General features: G+C 67.6%; 14 protein-coding genes, 1 tRNA gene and 1 pseudogene. 4 read left to right on the forward strand and 12 right to left on the reverse strand.

The window, feature by feature from the left end; translation table 11 throughout:
• The 3 genes from ACMT1E_RS13205 (at window position 1) to purQ (ending at window position 2,327) form a co-directional block, all read left to right on the forward strand.
• Entirely contained in the window at window positions 1-1,356 is a 1,356-nt protein-coding gene (locus ACMT1E_RS13205) for a surface lipoprotein assembly modifier (RefSeq protein WP_414900809.1), read from the forward strand.
• Window positions 1,357-1,428: 72 nt separating this feature from the next.
• The gene (gene purS / locus ACMT1E_RS13210; protein ID WP_414900810.1) at window positions 1,429-1,659 is read left to right on the forward strand and encodes a phosphoribosylformylglycinamidine synthase subunit PurS; all 231 of its coding nucleotides are present in this window, start codon (window positions 1,429-1,431) and stop codon (window positions 1,657-1,659) included.
• Entirely contained in the window at window positions 1,659-2,327 is a 669-nt protein-coding gene (purQ, locus tag ACMT1E_RS13215) for a phosphoribosylformylglycinamidine synthase subunit PurQ (RefSeq protein ID WP_414900811.1), read from the forward strand. Before purS ends, purQ begins: the two co-directional genes overlap by 1 nt.
• Window positions 2,328-2,336: 9 nt before the next feature.
• On the opposite strand, the gene ACMT1E_RS13220 is transcribed toward purQ, so the two are convergent.
• Window positions 2,337-3,059, reverse strand: a complete 723-nt coding sequence (locus ACMT1E_RS13220; protein WP_414900812.1) for a queuosine precursor transporter — start codon at window positions 3,057-3,059, stop codon at window positions 2,337-2,339.
• Between the two features lie 66 nt (window positions 3,060-3,125).
• Between ACMT1E_RS13220 and ACMT1E_RS13225 the strand changes: the two genes are divergently transcribed.
• Window positions 3,126-3,202 (forward strand) — tRNA-Arg (locus ACMT1E_RS13225).
• A 13-nt stretch (window positions 3,203-3,215) separates the two neighbouring features.
• Here the strand turns inward: ACMT1E_RS13225 and ACMT1E_RS13230 are convergent.
• The 11 genes and pseudogenes from ACMT1E_RS13230 to nusA all read right to left on the reverse strand — a co-directional run.
• Window positions 3,216-3,329: pseudogene (locus ACMT1E_RS13230) on the reverse strand (PEPxxWA-CTERM sorting domain-containing protein); the annotation flags it as partial.
• 1,170 nt (window positions 3,330-4,499) lie between these two features.
• On the reverse strand, window positions 4,500-6,824 hold the full coding sequence (pnp, locus tag ACMT1E_RS13235; protein ID WP_414900813.1) for a polyribonucleotide nucleotidyltransferase: 2,325 nt from the start codon (window positions 6,822-6,824) through the stop codon (window positions 4,500-4,502).
• A gap of 226 nt (window positions 6,825-7,050) precedes the next feature.
• Window positions 7,051-7,320, reverse strand: coding sequence for a 30S ribosomal protein S15 (rpsO, locus tag ACMT1E_RS13240; RefSeq protein ID WP_414900814.1), 270 nt, complete (start codon window positions 7,318-7,320; stop codon window positions 7,051-7,053).
• A 14-nt stretch (window positions 7,321-7,334) separates the two neighbouring features.
• Entirely contained in the window at window positions 7,335-8,213 is an 879-nt protein-coding gene (gene truB / locus ACMT1E_RS13245) for a tRNA pseudouridine(55) synthase TruB (RefSeq protein ID WP_414900815.1), read from the reverse strand.
• Between the two features lie 31 nt (window positions 8,214-8,244).
• Window positions 8,245-8,628, reverse strand: coding sequence for a DUF6491 family protein (locus tag ACMT1E_RS13250; protein WP_414900816.1), 384 nt, complete (start codon window positions 8,626-8,628; stop codon window positions 8,245-8,247).
• A gap of 80 nt (window positions 8,629-8,708) precedes the next feature.
• On the reverse strand, window positions 8,709-9,248 hold the full coding sequence (locus tag ACMT1E_RS13255) for a GNAT family N-acetyltransferase (RefSeq protein ID WP_414900818.1): 540 nt from the start codon (window positions 9,246-9,248) through the stop codon (window positions 8,709-8,711).
• Window positions 9,245-9,823 (reverse strand): thymidine kinase, encoded by a 579-nt coding sequence (locus ACMT1E_RS13260; RefSeq protein ID WP_414900819.1) that lies wholly within the window; start codon window positions 9,821-9,823, stop codon window positions 9,245-9,247. The genes ACMT1E_RS13255 and ACMT1E_RS13260 overlap by 4 nt, the downstream gene beginning before the upstream one ends.
• A 2-nt stretch (window positions 9,824-9,825) precedes the next feature.
• Complete coding sequence (gene rbfA / locus ACMT1E_RS13265) at window positions 9,826-10,224, reverse strand: 30S ribosome-binding factor RbfA (protein ID WP_414900820.1); 399 nt, start codon at window positions 10,222-10,224, stop codon at window positions 9,826-9,828.
• Between the two features lie 51 nt (window positions 10,225-10,275).
• Window positions 10,276-12,849, reverse strand: coding sequence for a translation initiation factor IF-2 (gene infB / locus ACMT1E_RS13270; RefSeq protein ID WP_414900822.1), 2,574 nt, complete (start codon window positions 12,847-12,849; stop codon window positions 10,276-10,278).
• Window positions 12,846-13,613 (reverse strand): DUF448 domain-containing protein, encoded by a 768-nt coding sequence (locus tag ACMT1E_RS13275; protein WP_414900823.1) that lies wholly within the window; start codon window positions 13,611-13,613, stop codon window positions 12,846-12,848. Before ACMT1E_RS13275 ends, infB begins: the two co-directional genes overlap by 4 nt.
• Window positions 13,579-15,210, reverse strand: a complete 1,632-nt coding sequence (gene nusA / locus ACMT1E_RS13280) for a transcription termination factor NusA (RefSeq protein WP_414900824.1) — start codon at window positions 15,208-15,210, stop codon at window positions 13,579-13,581. Before nusA ends, ACMT1E_RS13275 begins: the two co-directional genes overlap by 35 nt.
• Between the last annotated feature and the right edge of the window lie 3 nt (window positions 15,211-15,213).

Here is a 15,213-nt window from a genome sequence, read left to right on the forward strand (position 1 = left end):
ATGCGCATTTTGCTGGCGACGGTTGCGGTGGGCCTGCTCCCCGCAACCCCGGCGCTCGCCGCCGAAACGCCGACCTGCACCGCAGAGGGATGCAGCGCCCGGATGACCGCGGCCGAGGTGCTGCGCGTCGCCGAGCGAATGGTCCTCGACCGCAAGTTCGACGAGGCGAAGCCGCTGCTCGCCGCGCTGGAGCACGCGCCGCAATACAAGATGGAGCGGCAGTTCCTGATCGGCTATGTCGCAGTCGAAACCGGCGACCTGGACGGCGCCGTCGCCGCATTCCGCGCGGTGCTGCGCGACCGGCCGGACATGACCCGCGCCCGGCTGGAACTGGCCCGCGCGCTGATGCTGCAGGGCAAGGACGCCGCCGCCGACCACCATTTCCGGCTGGCCGAGGAGGCATCGAGCCTGCCGCCGGAAATCGAACGGACGATCCGCAGTTCCCGCGCGATCATCCGCAACCGGCGCAACTGGTATTTCAACTTCGATTTCGGCCTGGTGCCGGACAGCAACGTCAACAGCGCGACCAACGCCGAAACCCAGAACAGCACCCTGCAGATCGACGGCCAGCCGATCGCCTTCGAACTGGGCCGCGACGCGCGGCGGCGGTCCGGCGTCGGCCAGACATTCGGCGTACAGGGCGGCATGCGGCTGGGGCTGAGCGAGAAGGTCGCGCTGGCGATCGACGCCAGCGGCCAGGCGACCAACCAGCGCGGGACCAGCAACGACGACATATCGCTGCTGCTCGCCGCCGGGCCGGAGGCGACGCTGAGCCCGCGCACCCGCGCCAGCATCCAGGCGCTTGGCCTTGTCCGCTGGTACGGCGGCACCGCGGTGCAGAAGGGCGGCGGCGCGCGGATCAGCTACCAGCGCGACCTGTCCGCTGGCCAGCGGGTCAGCGGCCGGATCGAGATCCGCCGTTACGATTCGGACTATGGCAGCCAGTATGGCGGCTGGAGCTATGGCGGATCGGCCAGCTACGAGCGGGTCGTGCGCCGCACGATGATCGCGTCGCTGACCGGCTTTGTCCGCCGCGAGGATTTGCGCGGCGATGCCTATGCCAACACCGAGCTGGGCGTCAGCGCCGGCATTGGCGGCGAGCTGCGCCACGGCATCAACGCCGGTCTTTCCGGCAGCGTTTCGCGCGCCTGGTACGACGCGCCGATCCCGCTGCTCAGCTTCGACGCGCGCAAGGACTGGCGGCTTTACGGCCGCGCCTATGTCGGCCTGCGGTCGATCCGGGTGCTCGGCTTCTCACCGTCCGTCACCTATACCTACAGCCGCAACGCGTCGCACATCGCGCTGTACGACACCGCCCGCCACCGGATGCAGTTCGAACTGGCCCGCTATTTCTGAGCGCTGATCCTTGCCCCCACGCCCGACTGGCGGCATAGGGACGGCGACCAGCCCCCGGGACCAGCAGAATCCATGAAAACCCGCATTTTCGTTACCCTGAAGAACGGCGTTCTCGACCCGCAGGGCAAGGCCATCCACCACGCGCTCCACGCCCTCGGCTTTGCCGGTGTCAACGACGTGCGCGCCGGCAAGCTGATCGAGCTGGACCTGGCCGACGGCACCAGCCGCGAAGAGATAGAGGCGATGTGCAACCGCCTGCTCGCCAACACGGTGATCGAGAATTTCCGCATCGAGGACATGTGATGAAAAGCGCGGTCATCGTCTTTCCCGGATCGAACTGCGACCGCGACCTGGCGACCGCGCTGCACGACGTGACCGGCACCGCGCCGGCCATGGTGTGGCACGGCGAAACCAGCCTGCCCGACGGCGTCGGCCTGATCGGCCTGCCCGGTGGCTTCTCCTACGGCGACTATCTGCGCTGCGGCGCGATTTCGGCGCGCAGCCCGATCATGGCGGCGGTGGTCGCGGCGGCGGAGCGCGGGGTGCCGGTGCTCGGCATCTGCAACGGCTTTCAGGTGCTGACCGAGGTCGGGTTGCTGCCCGGCGCGCTGATGCGCAATGCCGGGCTGGACTTCGTCTGCCGCGACGTCGCGCTGACCGTCGGCACCAGCCAGTCGGTCTTCACCCAGCGCTATGACGCCGGCGAGACCATCCGCATTCCTGTCGCCCACCAGGACGGCAATTACGCCGCCGACGCCGAGACGCTCGACCGGCTGGAAGGCGAGGGCCGTGTCGCCTTCCGCTATGCCGAACCGGTCAACGGCGCCGCCCGCGCGATTGCCGGCATCCTGAACCCGGCGGGCAACGTGCTCGGCATGATGCCGCACCCGGAACGGATGATGGGGCCGGCGCACGGCGGCAGCGACGGCCGCCGGCTGTTCGAGGGACTGCTCGCCGCGGTGTCGGCGTAGAGCGGCCGGCTACACCCGCGTCCTGAACGGGGTGAATTCGGTGCCTTCGTCGAACACGTCGACGCCCTCGCGGCGCTTCAGCCAGCCGACGGCAACGTAGGTGACCGGGGTCAGCGCCGCTTCCCAGCCGACCTTCAGCGCCCAGTTGGTGGCGAGGACGACGAACACCTGATGGGTTTCCCACACGCCGAGGAAGGCGAGCGGATAGAAGATCAGGCTGTCGACCCCCTGACCGAAGATCGTCGAACCGATGGTGCGCGCCCACAACATCCTGCCGGCGGTCATCACCTTCATCCGCGCCAGCACGAAGCTGTTGACGAACTCGCCGGCCCAGAAAGCGACGATCGAGGCGAAAACGATGCGCGGCACCTGTCCGAACACCGCTTCATAGGCGCTCTGCCCGTCCCAGCCCTTGGCCGGGGGCAGGCTGACCACCACCCAGCTCATCAGCGCCATGAACGACAACGCGCCAAAGCCGGCCCAGATGCAGCGGCGGGCGCGGGCATAGCCGTAAACCTCCGTCAGCACGTCGCCGATCACGTAGGATAGCGGGAAAAACAGGATGCCGGCGCCGAACATGAAACCGCCGACACTGGCGACCTTGCCGGCGCCGATCACGTTCGACAGCAGCAGGATGGCGACGAACGCCGCCATCACGAAATCGAAATAGCGGAAATGCGTGCCCGCCAGCGCGTTGGCGGTTGTCGCCGCCGGCCCGGAATTGCTGTCCATCGCGCCAGTCTTAGACCGGTTTCGCCTCTGTGCAATCGCGTCGCGGCTTGCTAGCGCACGACGCACGGCCCCGTAGCTCAACTGGATAGAGCACCTGCCTTCTAAGCAGGATGTTGCGTGTTCGAGTCACGCCGGGGTCGCCACCCTGCCCCGCGCCTATGCGTCGGCGGCACACCCTTCCCTGCGGCCGCGTATCGCGGCACCGGCGAGGCCGAATCCGGCGATCAGCAACGCCCATGCCGCCGGTTCCGGCACGCCGGCATAGGCGTCGATCGTCATCCGGTAACGGCTGTCGTCCCACGCCGACAGCGTGATCGCGTGATTGGTATCGCTGAAACGGGTCACCTCGCCCGTGCCCGGACCGGTGCGGGTGTAGCTGTCCGGGCCGAAGTGGAAGGTCTCGTAATACCGGGCTTCGCCGCTGTGCGAACGGTAATCGTCGAAGAACAGGTTGTTCCCGCCGATCCACGCCCCGTCGCCATCATACATGTTGTAGGTGATGTCGTAATAGCCGGACACATAGGAAACGAGCGGGCGCTCGAATTCGACCAGCACGACATAGGTTGTCATCGGCTGGGCAACAAAGCGGATCTGGTCCGGCCCCGACAGGGAAAAATCGCCTTCGACGACGTGCCGGGTCACCGTTGCCGCGTTGACGCTGGTCGCGCATGCCAGCGCAGTTGCCAGTCCGAGCCAAGAGAATCGCATGGCAGTCTCCCCTTTTGCGGGAAGCTGCCGTGGGCCGCCGGTTTCTGTCCACAGGAAACCCGTCCCGATCGTGCCATATTGAGACGACCGGATGGATCATAGGGGCAGGCCGTGGGCAGCGACGCCACCGGGGAACCGGCGGCGCCAGGTTGCCCGCAGCCAGACTATCGATCGGGGGTGCTGTCCTCAGCGACGCGAGAGGGCTGGCTGCGAGCGGCTGGACCATGGCCGGGAATTGTGGGGAAAGTGTGAACGCCCCGCCCGATTTCCGCCCGAAGCGCGCAGGCCGGCCTGCACGGGTTACGCCGGACATATTCGCCGGGCATACCCGGAATGCGCCAGAAAACCCGCCGAATGACAAGAAAATGTCCGGTTAAATACCCGCGCCCGACGGAGGCCCGCGTCACACCGCGCGGCTAACGCAACGTCCCGTCGCATTTTGCTGCGCGGTTGCTGCGCGGAAGCGTTTGGTGGCTTGCGCTACCGGTGACATTCGGGGCAATATATATGCGTCCGGAAGAAACCGCTCCACCCGGTCGGTTGAGCTTTCGGGTTGCAACGAGCCGGCGTTTCCCCCACCCCTGGAAACGTCGGCTTTTTCCGTTTTGGGCCAACGCCTTGCCGGCGGCGGTGCGCCCCGCGCCCCGGATGCCCGCAACGCCGGAAAAACGCCCGCGAAACGAAAAAGGGAGGCCGAAGCCTCCCTTTCCCGCATCCGGCGAATGCCGATGCTCAGTCGTCGTCGCGCGACAGGAAGGCCGGCGCGAATTCGGGCGCCGGGCCGTCGTCCCGGTCGTTCGATTCGCGACGCGGGCCGCGATCACGCCCACCGCCGCCACCGCGACGCGGGCCACGATCGCCACCGTCGCGGCGCGGGCCGCGATCACGGTCGCCGCCGTCACGCCGGGGGCCGCGATCGCCACGCGGACCACGGTCCTCACGCGGCGGGCGGGTGTCTTCCAGCTCAGCGCCGGTTTCCTGGTCGACGACGCGCATCGACAGGCGAACCTTGCCGCGCTGGTCGACCTCGAGCACCTTGACCTTGACCTCCTGCCCTTCGGACAGGGCGTCGGAGACCTTCTCGACCCGCTCGTTGCGGATCTCGGAGACGTGGACGAGGCCGTCCTTGCCGCCCATGAAGTTCACGAACGCGCCGAAATCGACGAGGTTGACCACCTTGCCGGTGTAGATCTTGCCGACTTCCGGTTCCTCGACGATGCCGAGGATCCAGTTCTTCGCGGCTTCGATCTGCGCCGGGTCGGACGAGCTGATCTTGATCAGCCCTTCGTCATCGATGTCGACCTTGGCGCCGGTTTCCGCGACGATCTCGCGGATCACCTTGCCGCCGGTGCCGATCACTTCGCGGATCTTGCTCTTGTCGATCTGCAGCGATTCGATGCGCGGCGCGTGGGCCGACAGCTCGGTCCGGCTGTGGTCGAGCGCCTTGGCCATCTCACCCAGGATATGAGCACGGCCGTCATGCGCCTGGGCCAGCGCCTGCTTCATGATCTCTTCGGTGATACCGGCGATCTTGATGTCCATCTGCAGGCTGGTGACGCCTTCGCTGGTGCCGGCGACCTTGAAGTCCATGTCGCCCAGATGATCCTCGTCGCCGAGAATATCGGACAATACCGCGAACTTCTTGCCTTCCAGGATCAGGCCCATCGCGATGCCCGACACCGGCCGCTTCAGCGGCACGCCGGCATCCATCAGCGACAGCGAGCCGCCGCACACCGTCGCCATCGACGACGAGCCGTTGGACTCGGTGATGTCGGAGGTGACGCGGATCGTGTAGGGGAACTCGTCCTTGGTCGGCAGCACCGGGTGCAGCGCCCGCCAGGCCAGCTTGCCGTGGCCGATCTCACGCCGGCCCGGCGCGCCGAAGCGGCCCACTTCGCCGACCGAATAGGGCGGGAAGTTATAGTGCAGCATGAAATGCTGGTAATGCAGGCCGGTCAGCCCGTCGATCATCTGCTCCGAATCCTTGGTGCCAAGGGTGGTGGTGCAGATGCTCTGCGTTTCGCCGCGGGTGAACAGCGCCGAACCGTGGGTGCGCGGCAGGAAACCGGCGACCGCCTCGATCGGGCGGATCTGGGTGGTCGAGCGGCCGTCGATGCGGCGCCCGTCCTTCAGGATCGCGCCGCGGACGATTTCCGCTTCCAGCTTCTTGACCAGCTTGCCGGCGACCATCTGGTCCTGCGGGCTGGCGTCGGCGAAGGCGTCCTTCGCCTTGGCGCGCGCTTCGTTCAGCGCGTTCGACCGCTCCGACTTGTCGGTCAGCTTGTAGGCAGCGGTGATATCCTTGCCGACCAGCTTCTTCAGCTTGTCCTTCATCGCGGCGGTATCGGACTGCGCGGGCAGATCCCACGGCTCCTTCGCCGCCTGCTCGGCCAGCTTGATGATCGCGTCGATCACCTTGCGGCTTTCGCGATGGGCGAACATCACGGCGCCGAGCATGACCTCTTCCGACAGCTCCTTCGCTTCGGATTCGACCATCATCACCGCGTCGTGGGTGGCGGCGGCGACCAGATCCAGATCGCCGGCGGCAACCTGTTCGTCGGTCGGGTTCAGCACATATTCGCCGTCGACATAACCGACACGCGCGGCGCCGATCGGCCCCATGAACGGCACGCCCGACAGGGTCAGCGCCGCCGATGCGGCGACCATCGCCAGAATATCCGGCTCATTCTCGCCGTCATAGCTCATAACCTGAGCGATAACGTTGATTTCGTTGTAGAAACCATCCGGGAACAGCGGGCGGATCGGCCGGTCGATCAGGCGCGACGTCAGCGTTTCCTTCTCGGTCGCGCCGCGTTCCCGCTTGAAGAAGCCGCCGGGAATGCGGCCGGCCGATGCGTATTTTTCCTGATAGTGAACGGTGAGCGGGAAGAAGTCCTGCCCTTCCTTCACCTTGCGCGCCGCGGTGACGGCGCAGAGAACCACGGTTTCGCCGAGCGTCGCGAGCACCGCGCCGTCGGCCTGGCGGGCAACGCGGCCCGTTTCGAGAGTCAGCGTCTGACCGCCCCACTCGATTTCCACTTTCTTGGTATCGAACATCTGATTTCCTTCATCCGGCGACCCTATGCCGCCGGGGCCTGTCCGGCCTCTTGGAGCGAGGCCGATGCGGGCTAGCCGGCCCGCGCGGTTCGGAACTCGTCTGGTCCCGGCGGACGTACGGCCGGATTGCCGCTTGCCCTTGATCCGCCACGCGGCGCGCGGCGGCTGCACCCCCGCACCGTGCGGGGGCATTTACGAGAACGGCCCCGTAGCGGGGCCGTTCGGATTATTTGCGAAGACCCAGCTTCGCGATCAGTGCGGTGTAGCGTTCGCCGTCCTTCTTGCGGAGATAATCCAGAAGGCTGCGCCGCTTGTTGACCAGCATCAGCAGACCGCGGCGCGAGTGATTGTCCTTGGCGTGCGTCTTGAAATGCGCGGTCAGGTTGACGATCCGTTCGGTGAGGATCGCGACCTGCACTTCGGGCGAACCGGTGTCGCCATCGACGCGGGCATTGTCCTTGATCAGCGCTTCCTTGCGCTCAGCGGTAATCGACATCGTCATCCTTTCCGTCAGAGGTTGAACCCGCGCACCACCCGGACTTCCCGGTCGGAAACCTCAACGAGAGCGACGGGGGTTTCGCCCAGCATCGCGAAGTTGAGGCCCTGGTTTGCGGCGATCCCGACCAAGACCCGCCCCTGACGGAGCAGCCCTGCCTGATCGGGGGTGAGGGATAGAGCCGGGATGTCGTCCAGCCCCGCCCTCAGCGGCAGGCATATGTCTTCAAGGCGGCGCGCTTGCCCCAGTTCCGCCAGTTTGTCCAGCGAAATCGCGGAGTCGAGGGTGAACGGCCCGGCCTTCAAACGGCGCAGCATGACGACATGGCCGACGCTGCCGAGGGCATGGGCGATGTCGCGCGCCAGGCTGCGGATGTAGGTGCCCTTCGAGACATGGGCGACGAGGGTCAGGAACGGCTGGCCCTCGTCGATGCTGAGCGCGTGGATGGTGACGGCGCGCGGCGCCAGCGTCACATCCCCGCCGGCGCGGGCCAGCGCATAGGCGCGCGCGCCATCGACCTTCAGCGCCGAGAAAGCCGGCGGTACCTGCGCGATCGCGCCGGTGAAGCGGGGGAGCACCGCCTGAACATCCGCCAGGGTCGGCATGACGGCGGAGGTGGCGACCACCTGCCCTTCCGCGTCGAGCGTGTCGGTCTGCGTGCCGAAGGCGATGGTGAAGGCGTAGACCTTGTCGCTGTCGAGCATCCGCCCGGCAAGCTTGGTCGCCTCGCCCAGCGCCACCGGCAGTACGCCCGACGCCAGCGGGTCAAGCGTGCCGCCGTGGCCGACCTTCACCTTCGGATAGCCGCCGGCGCGCAGCGCGCGCTTGACCGCGGAGACGACCTGGGTGGAGCCGGGGCCCACCGGCTTGTCGATGATCAGCCAGCCATGCATCGCCGGCCCATGCCCGGATCGCGCGGCGCTGTCAGCCTTTCTTCTTCGCCTTGGCCGGCGGCGGCGCCGATGTGACCAGGCTGGTCAGCGGGCAACGCTGCCCGCGCACGACGATCGTCGAGAAGCGGTCGAGGGTGTTGAGCGCCCGCCCGGCGTCGAAGCCGACGGCATTGGCAAAGGGCAGCTCCGTACACGGCCCGATCAGCGTCGCGCGATACCATTGGCGGCGCAGGTCCTGGATATAGACGGCATCGTTGCCGTCCGCCTGCCAGCTGTTGATGCTCGACGAGGCGAAAGGGATGCTCGCCTCGACGCCAAGCACGCGCGGCTTCTGGTCTTTGGCGGCGCCCGGCGCGGCGAACAGCGCGGCACCGGCCAGCGCGGCCAGCGCCAGACCAAGGCGGTTGCTTTTCATGATACGCACTCCATCACGATGACGGCGCATCATCGCACGACATGGCTGGCGCGTTCCTGAATGACGCCGAATTCATTTGTTCAGGCGGGGCGCCATTCGTCCTTCAGGATCGCGAACAGCGCGGTGTCGCGGACATGGCCGGTCCAGGTCACCCGATCCTGCCGCATCACCCCTTCGCGGACGCCGCCGACCCTGGCGACGGCGGCCTGGCTGCGGGCGTTGCGGACGTCGACGCGGAATTCGACCCGGCGATAGCCGCAGGCGAAGGCATGGCCGATCATCAGCCGTTTCAGCCGGCGGTTGAGGCCGGTGCCGCGCACCGCCGGGACGATGTAGCTCATCCCGATCTCGATAACGCCGCGCGCCGGATCGGGCGCGATATAGGCGGTCATGCCGACCAGCCGGGCGTCCGACAGGATGGCGAAGGCGGCGTAGCGCGGGTTGGCGATCAGCGCGGTGAAGCTCGCGTCGAAATGCGCCGGGCCATAGGACAGGCTGTAGATCGCCCAGATATCCGGGTCTTCCGCACAGGCGGCGCCAAGCGCGGCGCGATGCGCCTCGACCAGCGGCTCCAGCCGCAACGTGCCGTCGGTCGGCGGGCGCCGCAGCGCGTCCGTCACTGGCGGCGGGCCTCCATGAAATGACGACGGCACAGCGCGACATAGCGGTCGTTGCCGCCGATCTCCGTCTGCGCACCCTCGTTGACCGGGCGGCCCGCGGCATCGACCCGCAGGTTCATCGTCGCCTTGCGCCCGCAGGCGCACACCGCCTTCAGTTCGATCAGCGCGTCGGCAAGCGCCAGCAGATGGGCGCTGCCCTCGAACAGAGTGCCCTGGAAATCGGTACGCAGCCCATAGGCGAGCACCGGTATGCCGAGCGTGTCGCAGATATCCGCCAGTTGCAGCACCTGCGCGCGCGACAGGAACTGCGCTTCGTCGACCAGCACGCAGGACAGCGGGCGGCGCGCATGCTCCGCGGCGACGGCCGCGCCGATGTCGAGCACCGCGTCGAACGGCACCGCCGACGCCGTCAGCCCGATCCGCGAGGCGATGGTCCCCGGCGCGGCGCGATCGTCGACAGCGGCGGTGAACAGCATCGTTTCCATGCCGCGTTCGCGATAATTAAAGTCGGCCTGCAACAGCGTCGTCGATTTCCCCGCGTTCATCGACGCATAGTAGAAATAGAGCTTGGCCAAACTCAGCCGTCCGCTTCGTTCAAATCCTGCGCGATGTGCGGGCGGCGCAGAACCGCATCGATATGGCTGCCTTCGTCGAAACTGCCGTCGGCGAGGAATTTCAGCTTCGCGGCATATTTGGTGTTCACCCGCCGCGCCACTTCTCCCTGCAGATAGGCGGTGTTGGTGCGCAGCGCCTTCAGAACCTTCGCCTCATCCGTGCCGAGCAGCGGTTTCACGAAGGCGGTGGCGTGGCGCAGGTCGGGCGACATGCGGACTTCGGTGACCGTCACCATCGCGGCGGCCAGCGTTTCGTCATGGACGTCGCCGCGCATCAATATGTCGCTCAGCGCATGGCGCACCTGTTCCCCGACGCGCAGCAGGCGGACGGAGCGGGTTTCAGGCGTGCTGTTGGCTGGCATTGGCGGTTCCGTGCCCCGCCCCCGCCGCGGTGGCGGGGGCGGGAATGGCGGTTAGAGGGTACGCTCGCGCATTTCGACCTCGAAGGTTTCGAGGAAGTCGCCGGGCTTGATATCGGTCGTGTTCTCGAAGGTCACACCGCATTCCAGGCCGGCGCGCACTTCCGGCACGTCGTCCTTGAACCGGCGCAGCGAGGCGATCGCACCGTTGTAGATGATGACGTCGTCGCGGGTGATCCGCGCCTTCAGCGCCTTGCGGATCAGCCCTTCGGTGACGAGCAGGCCCGCCGCCTTGCCATGCTTGCCGGCGGAGAACACCTCGCGCACCTCGGCGCGGCCGACGACATGCTCGATCGCCTCCGGCCCAAGCTCGCCGGCCATGCCGGCCCGGATCTCGTCGGTCAGCTGGTAGATCACGTCGTAATATTTGAGCGCGACCTGATCCCGCGTGGCGATTTCCCGCGCCTTGGCATTGGCGCGGACGTTGAAGCCGATGATCGGCGCCCGGCTGGCGGATGCCAGCGTCACGTCGCTCTCGGTGATCCCGCCGACGCCGGCGTGGAGGATGCGCACGCGGATGTCGTCGGTCGAGATCTTGTTGAGCGCGTTGACGATCGCCTCGACCGAACCCTGGGTGTCGGCCTTGACGACCAGCGGGTATTCGATCGCCTGCTTCTGGCGCAGGGCGGAGAACATGCTCTCCAGATCGGCCGGCGCCTGCGTCGTCCGCTTGCGGGTGATGACGCTCTGGCGATAGGCGGCAACCTCGCGGGCGCGAGCCTCGTTTTCGACCACCGACAGCGGGTCCGCCGCCTGCGGAACGCCGGACAGGCCGAGCACCGCAACCGGCGTCGACGGCCCAGCTTCCTTCAGGTTGCGGCCCTTGTCGTCGATCAGCGCGCGCACCTTGCCGCTTTCGGCGCCGACGACGAACACGTCGCCGACCTTCAGCGTGCCGCGCCGGACGAGGACCGTCGCGACCGGGCCACGGCCCTTGTCGAGCTGCGCCTCGATCACCGTGCCTTCGGCGTGACGGTCGGGATTGGCCTTCAGCTCCAGCAGTTCCGCCTGCAGCAGAATCTTCTCGACCAGAACGTCCAGCCCGGTCTTCTTCAGCGCCGAAACCTCGACGTCCTGCGTGTCGCCGCCCATGGCCTCGACCTGCACGTCGTACTGCAGCAGCGCCTCGCGCACCCGCTGCGGGTTCGCTTCGTGCTTGTCGATCTTGTTGATCGCGACGATCATCGGCACGCCGGCCGCCTTGGTATGGCTGATCGCTTCGATCGTCTGCGGCTTCAACCCGTCATCGGCGGCAACGACCAGCACGACGATGTCGGTGACGTTGGCGCCGCGCTGGCGCATCTCGGTGAACGCCTCGTGGCCCGGCGTGTCGAGGAAGGTGACCTTGTCGCCCGACTTCACCGTCACCTGATAGGCGCCGATATGCTGGGTGATGCCACCGGCCTCGCCGGTTGCGACATCGGTGCCGCGCAGCGCGTCGAGCAGCGACGTCTTGCCGTGGTCGACATGGCCCATGATCGTCACGACCGGCGGACGCGGGCGCAGCGTTTCGGGCGAATCGACATCGTCGTCAATCACCAGATCGACGTCCGAATCCGACACGCGGTTGATGTTATGGCCGAATTCGGTGACCAGCAGTTCGGCCGTGTCCTGATCGATCGTCTGGTTCACGGTGACGGGCATGCCCATCTTGAACAGCGCCTTGACCAGATCGGCGCCCTTTTCCGCCATGCGGTTGGCGAGTTCCTGGACGGTGATCGCTTCCGGCACGTTGACGTCGCGGACCTGACGGACCTGCACCTGCGAACCGCCGCCGCCCTGGGCGCGACGTTCCTTTTCGCGGGCGCGCTTCAGCGCGGCGAGCGAACGGGCGCGGGCGCCGCCGTCACCGTCATTCAGCGCGCGGGTCACGGTCAGCTTGCCCTGACGGCGGTCGTCGCCACGCGGCGCGCCACGCGACGGGCGCGGCGCATCGGGCCGCTTTGGCGGCGGGCTGACCGGGGTGAAGCGGCGCGGCGCCGGGCGCGCATCGGCGGCCGGAGCAGCGGGGGCGGCCGGGGCCGGCGCCGGGTCGGCGGGCGCAGCCGGGGCCGGCGCGGCAGCAGCGGCCGGGGCCTCCACCGCCGGCGGCGGGTTCTTGGCGGCCTGTTCGGCGGCGACGCGGGCCTCCTCCTCAGCCCGGCGATTGTCCTCGGCGCGCTGGCGCTCTTCCTCGGACGCGCGCTGGCGTTCGCGCTCCTCGCGGTGGCGCGCTTCCTCCAGCGCGCTCATCCGCGCTTCTTCCGCCTCGCGCAGCAGTTTCGCCTGCAATTCCTGGCGCGACATCAGCGAATCGGCGGTGGGCCGCGACGGAGTGGGCGGCGGCGGCGGGGGCGGCGCAGTCGGGGCGGGCGCACGCGCGGGCTCCGGCGCGCTGTCTTCCACCACCGGGGTTTCCGCTTCGCCCGGCTTGCCGAGAATCCGGCGCCGCTTGACTTCGACGACGACGGTGTTCGAGCGGCCATGGCTGAAGCTCTGCTTCACCTTGCCGGTCTCCACCGTGCGTTTCAGGCCCAGGGGGACCCGCGCGCCGAGCTTCGGCTTTTCCTTGTTGTCGCTATCACTCATGAACTTGCCCGAGACCCTTCGTTCGTCGTCCGTACCGCCGTATTACCGCCCGCCACAGGGGCGGATGGACCTTGCGAGGCGGTTTCGCAAGGCCGGTCGCCCGCTTCAAATCCAATGAATGCGTGCCAGCGGGCGATAGCATCGCCCACCCTTGCCGCTGCGTCACGGCCTGTTACCGCGACATGTACCACATTTTCACGTCCAAGCGCCAAGGACAATGTGGGGCGCCCGGCGGCGATTACCAACCCGCGCGCGCCCGATCCTTCCGTGCCGTTGCCGACGCGCAGCGCCTGGTCGAGCCGGCGGCAACCGTCGGCGCCCGCATCGGCGGCGTGGAGCAGCAACCCAACCTTGCCCGACCGCGCCGCGGTCTCGATCCGTTCGGCGCCGGTCACCAGCGTACCGCCGCGCGCTTCCAGCCCGAGCCGGTCGAGCGCGGCGCGTTCGAGCGCATCGGCGATGCGCTGGCCAAGGTCGGCCGGCGCGGTGACGGCCCCGCTCTTGAACGCGCGGGCCAGCGCGGCCTTCAGCCGCCCTTTCGCCTGCGCCGCGTCCAGCGTCGCGCGGTCGACGGCGATCCACGCGCCACGCCCCGGCGCCTTGCCGCGGATGTCGGGCAGCACCTGACCGTCCGGGGCGAGCGCAAGCCGCACCAGACGGACCGGATCGGCGCGCGCACCCGACAGGATGCAGCGCCGGCTATTGCCCTGAATGTCGGCGTCTAGCGGATCATTGGGGAGTTCCCGCAACTGCGTCCTCCCCATTGTCGTCCTGCCCGTCGGCCGCCGAATCCTCGTCGGTGAACCAATGGGCGCGGGCCGCCATGATGATCTCGTTACCCTGCTCTTCGCTCAGGCCGTATTCGGCAAGGACACCGCCTTTGTCTTCCGGCCGGCTGGCGTTTTCGGCGCGGCGGCGCGGCTCGACCCGGCGCTTCTGCACCAGTTCGTCGGTGGCGAGGTCCGCCAGATCGTCGAGGGTCAGGATGCCCGCCTTGCCCAGCGTGACCAGCATCGCCTCGGTCAGATAGGGCATGCCGGCCAGTTCATCCACGACGCCAAGCCCGCGGCGCTCCTCGCGGTTGGCTTCCTCGCGCCGCTCCAGCGCCTCTTGCGCGCGGCTCTGCAGCTCGCCGGCCAGTTCCTCGTCAAAGCCCTCGATCGTCGCGATCTCGTCGGCCTCGACATAGGCGACTTCCTCTAGACTGCCGAACCCTTCCGCGACGAGCAGCTGGGCCAGCGTCTCGTCGACGTCCAGCTCGTTCTGGAACATTTCCGACCGCTCGGTGAACTCGCGCTGGCGCTTCTCGCTGGCGTCGGCCTCGGTCAGGATGTCAATCGCCTTGCCAGTCAGCTGGCTGGCGAGGCGGACGTTCTGGCCGCGGCGGCCGATGGCAAGCGACAACTGGTCGTCGGGGACGACGACCTCGATCCGATCCTCTTCCTCGTCGATGACGACGCGACTGACGCTGGCCGGCTGCAGCGCGTTGACGACGAAGGTCGCCGTGTCTTCCGACCAGGGGATGATGTCGATCTTCTCGCCCTGCATTTCCTGGACGACGGCCTGCACCCGGCTGCCCTTCATGCCGACGCAGGCGCCGACCGGGTCGATGCTCGAATCGCGGCTGATGACGCCGATCTTGGCGCGGCTGCCCGGATCGCGCGCGGCGGCCTTGATCTCGATGATGCCGTCGTAGATTTCCGGCACTTCCTGCGCGAACAGCTTCTTCATGAAATCGGGGTGGGCGCGCGACAGGAAGATCTGCGGCCCACGATTCTCGCGCACCACGCGCAGGATCAGCGAACGGATGCGATCGCCGACGCGGACCACCTCGCGCGGGATCTGCGCGTCGCGGCGAATGACGCCTTCCGCCCGGCCGAGGTCGACGACGACATGGCCGAACTCAACCCGCTTGACGACGCCGGTGATGATCTCTCCGGCGCGATCCTTGAATTCCTCATACTGGCGCTCGCGCTCGGCATCGCGGACCTTCTGGAAGATCACCTGCTTGGCGGCCTGGGCGGCGATGCGGCCGAACTCGATCGCCGGCAGCGGATCGACGATGAAGTCGCCGATCTTGGCGCCGGGCTGAAGCTTCTCGGCGTCCTTGGGACCGACCTGCTTGAAATAGTCGTCGACCGCCTCGACCACCTCGACGACGCGCCACAGGCGCAGGTCGCCGGACTGCGGATCAAGCTTCGCGCGGATGTCGTTCTCCGCGCCGTAACGGGCACGGGCGGCGCGCTGGATCGCGTCCTCCATCGCCTCGATCACGATGGCGCGATCGATCAGCTTCTCCTTGGCGACCGCATCGGCGATGGCGATCAGTTCTGCCTTGTTGGCGGAAATCGCGGTGACCATCCT

It is taken from the genome of Sphingomonas flavalba (assembly GCF_047553045.1).
GTDB classification, from domain to species: domain Bacteria; phylum Pseudomonadota; class Alphaproteobacteria; order Sphingomonadales; family Sphingomonadaceae; genus Sphingomonas_L; species Sphingomonas_L flavalba_A.